The sequence below is a fragment of the Dolichospermum lemmermannii CS-548 genome (genome assembly GCF_028330815.1).
Taxonomy (GTDB): Bacteria; Cyanobacteriota; Cyanobacteriia; order Cyanobacteriales; family Nostocaceae; genus Dolichospermum; species Dolichospermum lemmermannii.
In genome coordinates, this window is the sequence record NZ_JAQMTJ010000041.1 from 1 (window position 1) to 6,885 (window position 6,885).

At 38.4% G+C, this 6,885-nt stretch carries 11 protein-coding genes and 1 tRNA gene; 6 read left to right on the top strand and 6 right to left on the bottom strand.

From position 1 onward, the window contains the following. The 3 genes from PN450_RS02055 to PN450_RS02065 all read left to right on the top strand — a co-directional run. A partial coding sequence (locus PN450_RS02055) for a type II toxin-antitoxin system VapC family toxin (protein ID WP_271835267.1) occupies positions 1-294 on the top strand: 294 nt, incomplete at its 5' end. A 254-nt stretch (positions 295-548) separates the two neighbouring features. Next, a complete protein-coding gene (locus PN450_RS02060; protein ID WP_246862935.1) occupies positions 549-752 on the top strand; it encodes a type II toxin-antitoxin system HicB family antitoxin in 204 nt (67 codons plus the stop codon). Beyond that, a complete protein-coding gene (locus PN450_RS02065) occupies positions 749-943 on the top strand; it encodes a type II toxin-antitoxin system HicA family toxin (protein WP_148764012.1) in 195 nt (64 codons plus the stop codon). Before PN450_RS02060 ends, PN450_RS02065 begins: the two co-directional genes overlap by 4 nt. Before the next feature lie 209 nt (positions 944-1,152). On the opposite strand, the gene PN450_RS02070 is transcribed toward PN450_RS02065, so the two are convergent. Then, positions 1,153-1,293, bottom strand: a complete 141-nt coding sequence (locus PN450_RS02070) for a hypothetical protein (protein ID WP_271835268.1) — start codon at positions 1,291-1,293, stop codon at positions 1,153-1,155. Positions 1,294-1,317: 24 nt separating this feature from the next. Between PN450_RS02070 and PN450_RS02075 the strand changes: the two genes are divergently transcribed. Together PN450_RS02075 and PN450_RS02080 are read left to right on the top strand one after the other, a co-directional pair. Next, positions 1,318-2,187, top strand: coding sequence for an aldose epimerase family protein (locus PN450_RS02075; RefSeq protein WP_271835269.1), 870 nt, complete (start codon positions 1,318-1,320; stop codon positions 2,185-2,187). Between the two features lie 62 nt (positions 2,188-2,249). Continuing rightward, positions 2,250-2,321, top strand: a tRNA-Lys gene (locus tag PN450_RS02080). Between the two features lie 168 nt (positions 2,322-2,489). Here PN450_RS02080 and PN450_RS02085 read toward each other — a convergent pair. Together PN450_RS02085 and PN450_RS02090 are read right to left on the bottom strand one after the other, a co-directional pair. Next, complete coding sequence (locus PN450_RS02085; RefSeq protein ID WP_148764016.1) at positions 2,490-2,732, bottom strand: YgiT-type zinc finger protein; 243 nt, start codon at positions 2,730-2,732, stop codon at positions 2,490-2,492. Beyond that, on the bottom strand, positions 2,698-3,054 hold the full coding sequence (locus PN450_RS02090; protein WP_271835270.1) for a hypothetical protein: 357 nt from the start codon (positions 3,052-3,054) through the stop codon (positions 2,698-2,700). The genes PN450_RS02085 and PN450_RS02090 overlap by 35 nt, the downstream gene beginning before the upstream one ends. Before the next feature lie 124 nt (positions 3,055-3,178). On the opposite strand from PN450_RS02090, the gene PN450_RS02095 reads away from it, so the two are divergent. Then, positions 3,179-3,598: an AAA family ATPase gene (locus tag PN450_RS02095; protein ID WP_271835271.1), complete on the top strand. Its 420-nt coding sequence runs from the start codon at positions 3,179-3,181 to the stop codon at positions 3,596-3,598. Between the two features lie 342 nt (positions 3,599-3,940). Here the strand turns inward: PN450_RS02095 and rimM are convergent, their stop codons facing one another. From rimM to PN450_RS02110, 3 genes are all read right to left on the bottom strand, one after another. Further along, positions 3,941-4,651, bottom strand: a complete 711-nt coding sequence (gene rimM / locus PN450_RS02100; protein WP_271835272.1) for a ribosome maturation factor RimM — start codon at positions 4,649-4,651, stop codon at positions 3,941-3,943. 5 nt (positions 4,652-4,656) lie between these two features. Beyond that, the gene (locus tag PN450_RS02105) at positions 4,657-5,940 is read right to left on the bottom strand and encodes a valine--pyruvate transaminase (RefSeq protein WP_271835274.1); all 1,284 of its coding nucleotides are present in this window, start codon (positions 5,938-5,940) and stop codon (positions 4,657-4,659) included. Between the two features lie 56 nt (positions 5,941-5,996). Further along, on the bottom strand, positions 5,997-6,885 hold an 889-nt coding region (locus PN450_RS02110; protein WP_271835273.1), incomplete at its 5' end, for an RNA-guided endonuclease InsQ/TnpB family protein.

Consider the following 6,885-nt stretch of genomic DNA (forward strand, 5'->3'; position numbering starts at 1 on the left):
GTCACGACAACTTATGTTTTCGATGAAATAGTCACTTTTTTAAATAGCCGAAATCTTCATCATAAAGCTGTTGAAATTGGCAATCAGTTACTAGAGAGTCCAGACATAGAATTAGTCGAGATAGATCAGGTTTTATTCAACCAAGGATGGGAATATTTTCAAAAATATCAGGATAAGTCTTACTCTTTGACAGATTGTTTATCCTTCATTGTCATGCAAGACCGAAAAATTTCTACAGCCTTGACCTTAGATAATCATTTTCGTCAAGCAGGATTTAAAATTTTACCATCATAATTTTATGTTTTCGATTCTTCAGTGATTTGTGCGATTAGTGCAGAAAGTGCGATAGCGAAGCACTCCGCAGGAATCGCTCATAGGTTGAATTGATAAAGTGCGATAGCGAAGCGCTCCGCAGGAATCGCTCATAGGTTGAATTGATAAAGTGCGATCTGTAAATAGCCGTTTTGCTGCAATTTTTGCCCCAATTTTGGTGATATACTTGTTGAAAACATATATAATGTCTAACCATGAATTTTAAATTAACTAAAGTGTTCAAGAAAGTCTCTGAAGGCTACATAGGTTTTGTCGAAGAACTGCCTGGAGCAAATACTCAAGCTGATACTCTTGATGAAGCAAGAGTTAATCTGGAGGAAGCTATTGAGTTGGTACTTGAAGCTAACCGCTTTTTAACAGAGGAACTACTTCAAGATCAGGACGTTATTCGTGAACCTATTTTTTTATCAGTTGCATGAAGCGTGTAGACTTAGTTCGTCATCTTGAAGCCAATGGTTGTGAGTTCTTAAGAGAAGGTGGTAGCCATACTATTTATGTCAATCGGGCTGCACAGAGATCAACGTCTATTCCACGCCATCGTGAGATTAACAACTTACTTGCTAGAAAGATATGTCGCGATTTACAAGTGCCAGATCCAAATATAACCTAACACTTCCTTCACAGGAATAGCGATCGCCAAATCAAGAAATTGATAGGCTATCTATGTATAATAAAGCATTGGAGCGGAAAATATTGTGATATTTTGGTGTGATAGCGAACGCATTGCGTCCCGGAGGGAACTAGCGCGACCTAGGAATCGCTTGTAGATTGAATTGATAAAGTGTGATAGCGAAGCGCTCCGCAGGAATCGCTTGTAGGTTAGATTGATAAAGTGCGATCGGGAAGCACTCCGCAGGAATCGTCCGCAGGAGAAACCTGAGATCCCATTCCTTTGACGCGCTTGAGTAACTCTGGCAAGCTGTTAATTGGAACTGACCACTGACCACTGACCACTGACAACTAACAACCTACTTAAATACAATCATGTTTACCATTGACATTCAAGAACAACAATACAAAACCTACATCCTGTCAGATAAAACCGCTGGTACACAAATAGAAGTTGTCCCAGAAAGAGGTGGTATCATCACTCGTTGGCTAGTGCAAGGTCAAGAAATATTTTATCTAGACGCTGAACGCTTTACCCATCCTGATTTGAGCGTCAGGGGCGGCAATCCAATTTTGTTTCCTCTTTGCGGTAATTTACCTGATAATACTTACATTGTTGATGGAAAAGAGTATACTATTAAACAACACGGCTTTGCGCGGGAATTGCCTTGGACAGCAACAGCGCAAAATACTGAAGGTAAGGCTAGTCTAACTGTAGTTCTCAGCAGCAACGAGGAAACAAAGGCAGTTTATCCTTTTGATTTTCAATTGGCTTTTACCTACGAACTCCAAGGTAATACCTTAGTAGTGCGTCAGGAATATAAAAATCTGTCATCTACACCCATGCCATTTTCCGCTGGTTTCCACCCTTATTTTCTCTGTGGTGACAAAAATCAGCTAGAAGTGGAACTTCCTTCTGGAGAATATCAAGATAACAAAACTAAGGAATTCCACGCCTTTAACGGTAAATTTGACTTTAACCAAGATGAAATTGATTTTGCCTTTGGACAACTCACCAGCAAATCAGCCACAGTCACAGATAACAGCCGCAGGTTGAAGCTAACCCTCGATTACGATGATTTCTCTACTTGGTTGGTGTTTTGGACTGTTAAAGGCAAAGAATTCTACTGTCTAGAGCCTTGGAGTGCCACCCGCAATGCTTTCAACACTGGTGAAAACCTGACTGTGTTAGCTCCTGGAGCTAGTTGTACTGCTTCTTTTGGATTAACGGCAAATCTTTTTTGAAAACCCCTTGACAAAACCATGGCTGTTGATGGTATATTGATAAAGTTGGAAAAACAGCAAAAGGGTGGCTAACTCAACGGTAGAGTACTCGGCTTTTAACCGATTTGTTCCGGGTTCGAATCCCGGGCCACCCATTCTCAAGACTCAAGTGTAATTGCCTGTGACAATTGCAAGATGTAAGATTATTCATAGACATCTGGTAACAAAGATTTTAGACAAGTGATTGAGATCACCCTAAAAACTTATTAACATCTTCACAGTGATCAAACTTAGAATAAAATTCTTCAGCCTTCCTTGATTAATTAAACAGAAATGCGGAAGGATTGACCAATCACTTGAAAATCTTCTGTTTGTTGATTTCTAAGTTTGGCACGAATTTGAGTAAATTGGCTAACAACGTCTGGTTTATAGAGCTTTTCTCCACATTTTGAACAAACTTCTGCTTCTACATGGATAATGGCGGTGTTATTTCCTCCTTTTAGCATTTTTTCAATTTGCTTAGTTTCTAACTCACCTTGACAAGTGGGACATTTTTGGTTTTTCATACTCATACTTCCTGATATACCAATTAATCCAGTGTTGAGGCTGGGAACTATCAACAGGGACTAAAATTGCAGTGCTGCTATTCTGATCATAGCCTCTAATTTTGTGAATAGGTTGACGGGCAATATTTTCTCGGTAGGTTAAATCAGGAGGATAGGGTTGATTATTGGGGTATTTTTCGATAATTTCGTTGTATATGAGGGAATGAAAGATTTTATTCCAGGGAAGTCTATTATTTTCTGCTTTTTCATTAGTAAGTAACCGAGATTTGGGGGATAGTTTACTGCAAAGTACGGATATGAGTGGTAAGATAAGGGGCGGCATTATTACAACTAATTCATTAAGGATAAAATAGATTATCTGATGTCAGACTTTTGATAGGAATAATAGCCTTGAGGAAGTTTGAGAATATGTTTTAAAATAGATATTTTCAGATGAGGAGAAATAGATGGAAGGTCAAAGATTTATTCACAAAATTAAATTACAAAACTTCCTTTCCTATGGAAGTGATGGGGAAGAAATAGAACTACAACCGCTAAATGTGTTAATTGGTCGTAATACTTCTGGCAAGTCTAATTTAATAGAAGCTATTAGTATTTTAAAAGCAACACCAATAGATTTACCAGCCCCATTTCGGCAAGGAGGAGGTATTAAGGAATTTTTATGGAAAGGTAAGGGAAGTAATTCTATAGCTAATATAGAGATTATTTTAAATTATCCAGAAAGGCACGGAAAAAACTTACATTACAAATTGAGTCTAACAGAAGTAGGACAAAGGCTAGAATTAGTAGATGAATTTCTACAAAATAAAGAGTGTTATGAAGGTCAAGAAGATAAATATTTGGGTCTTAGGGACTTGTTATGCTAAATTATTTTTTTTAAATCCCAAGATCCCTGTTATATAAGGATTTTACATTAATTCATTGGTTATTTTGACAAATTTGGTATCAAAAACAATAAAATCCTTTATTTATATAGGTTATGGGGTAAATAAACTCATATTTGGCATAACAGGTACGGAAGAACCCAAATTATTGCTTTCTTGGAACGAAAATTTAGAAGGTAATTATAAATATATTTGGAGTATTTGTAGGTTGGGTTAAGCAACAGCGCAACCCAACAAAGTTTTGATTATCTTGTTTTTTATCTTGTTGTGTCCAACAAAATTTTGATTATGTTGGGTAACATACGTCAACCCAACCTACGACTGTTAATTATTAATTGACAATAAACCGGGGGGAGGAGTAATTTCAACTCGACGGGATTCTAAATCTACAACAGGAACAATTTCCATCACAAAAGGAATTAAAACTGTTTTTTGTGCTTTATCAGTTGTCAATTCTTCGTTATTAGTGATAAAAGCAGGATCAAATTTAACTTCCAATAAATCATGACCAGAAGGTAAGATATCCACCACCGTTCCCACAAAGTCCCCAGATGATTGCATAAAGACCTGCAACCCTAGCAAATCTAACACATGAAATTCACCTTCATCCAATTCTGGGCGATCGCTCACAGGCACAAAAAACCGACAATCACGCATATTTTCAGCTTGATGGCGATCGCTCACTCCCTTCAATTTAATCACATAGAGATTCTTATTCTCAATATATCGCCCATTTAACAACTCCACAGGTTGCAGTTCCGTTTCCCCAGGACGTAACAACCAGCGTTTTCCCGGTTCTTCAAAGCGTTCAGGAAAATCCGTATTAGGATAAACCCGTAACTCCCCAGTTAAACCTTGCGGTGAGACAATTCTGCCAATTTCCAACCAATCATCGAGATTGGGAATTGGGAATTGGTGATTGGTAATTGGTGATTGGTGATTAGGAACAGGTACTTTTTGAGCTTTTCCCCCTGCACCCTGCACCCTGCTTCCTTCCTTCTTCTTCTTCGTGTTCTTCGCTTCTTCGTGGTTCATTTATCTTACACTCTCACAGCCGCAACTTGATAAACCCGTTCAGCAACTTTTGCTAAACGCTGCATACCAATAGTAATTTCCTGATCACTACCAGTTAAACTAATTCGCAGACATTGGTGTTTGTGTTCCCAGTCCTCCTTTAAACCAGGGAAGAAACTACTACCAGGGACAAGAATTACACCCACTTTCTTTAATTCCTGGTAAAATTCCCAATCAGTCATGGGTAGATCTTGCAACCACAACCAGCCAAAAATCGCCCCTTCACCACGATGTAAGAACCAGGGTATATTCTTAGGCATAGCTGCTTCTAATGTACTTTCTAAGACATCAAACTTTTGCTGATAGAAAGGACGAATCACATTTTCCGCGATATTTGCTAATGTACCTGATTCTATCGCTCTAGCTGCGATCGCTTGACCATATCGAGAAGAATGAATTCCCACATTGGTTTGGAAACATTCCAAAACTTGAATCAGGTTTTCATCTCCAATGGCTACCCCAATCCGTTCTCCAGGCAAACCTGCTTTTGATAAACTCATACAGTGGAGAATATTTTCCCCAAATACCGGAGTCATTTCTGTAAAATTCAAAGCTGGGAAAGGAGGTGCATAAGCCGAATCAATCAATACAGGTACATGATGGGGTGCAGCTAAATCAGTGATTTTATTTACCTCATCATTAGTCAAAACATTACCCGTCGGATTACAAGGACGGGAAAAAATCACACAACCAGTATTTTCTGTAATCGCAAGTTGATTAAAATCAGGACGATATTTAAATCTATGTGCGGCTGTATCAATATCCAGAGTAGGTTTATAAGCAACCAAAGCTTCTGGGAACAAACAAACACCACCATAGCCAGTATAATCTGGACTTAACGGCAACACAATTTCTTTCAAATTGCCATCTTCAGTATAGCCACCAAAAGCATTAGCGGCGTAAAAATAGATAGTTTGACTACCCGCAGTAATTAAAATATTCCGCTCAGTTAAACTTAACCCATAACGCTGGTTAAAATCCTGAACAATCGCCTCAATTAATGGTGAATAACCTTGACTTGAACCATAACGACAAACAACTTCACCATATTCAGAACTGGCTAATAAATCTGCCGTACAATCCCGCCATAACTGTTCTACCTCTGGTAAAATCAACGGATTGCCAGCACTCAAATTATATAATTCCTCTCCCTTACTAGCTCTGAGGGTTTCATTAATATCTTTCATAATCGCTCTTACGCCAGTTAAGTTGGACATTTGAGCGCCAATTTTAGTAAGGGCAGGTTTTATCATGTTTGTTACAGACTGAATTAATCGCAAAAGTGGATAAAATGAACTACCCCATCTTACTTCGTTGAAGATGGGGTTTCTACATCCCCATCAGTAAGTTGAGATTTTTGACGTTTCTTTTGACCGAGTTGCTTCATACTTCCAGCATTCTTGCGTCTGCTGGTGTTTGAAGTAGAGCTAGAATCATCTACGTCTAAGAGGCTAGTTCCTAACCCCTGTAGATTATTTGAGTACCAAAGTAGCATTACTTCTGCGGCGGCGATATCACGCTGTTGGGTATATCCGCAGTTATGGCAAACATGAGTTCTTTCGGCTAAACTCTTCTTTTCTTGATTTCCGCATTTTGGACAGGTTTGAGATGGTTTTACCTTCTTTGTAGGAACTTCTACAAATAAGCCACCAATGTCTGATAATTTCGCTTTTAGAGCGGATTTTATCATCCCCATTCCTACATCAAGAATTGATTTATTCAACCCAGACTTTTGCTTTTTACGCTTACCTTTTTTGGCTTTGGCACTCATGTTTTTGACTTCTAATTTTTCAGTAACTACCGTGCTATTACAGCTAATTATTCGTGTAGTTTCTTGGTGAACAAAATTCTGACGTTGGTTAGCAACTTTTCTATTCAACTTACTAACTAACTTTTGCGTTTTCTTCCACCTTCTAGAAGCCTTAACTTTCTTTTTGAAGTTAGGAGCGCGTTTTCTGCGTTTAGCTTTTCCTAATTGTTTATTTCTTTGTTCTGCCTTTCGGAAAAACCGAGGTGCAGCCACTAAACCATTTTCTTCACCATTTGTCCAAGCAATTGCATCATTACAACCTAAATCAATGGCCATAACACCATTATCAGTTTTGCGGCTATTCTTTAACAAAGTATCATCAATTTCTAAGACGATGGAAGCATACCATTTACCATTGCGGTTAACGATATCCAAAGCTTTAGGA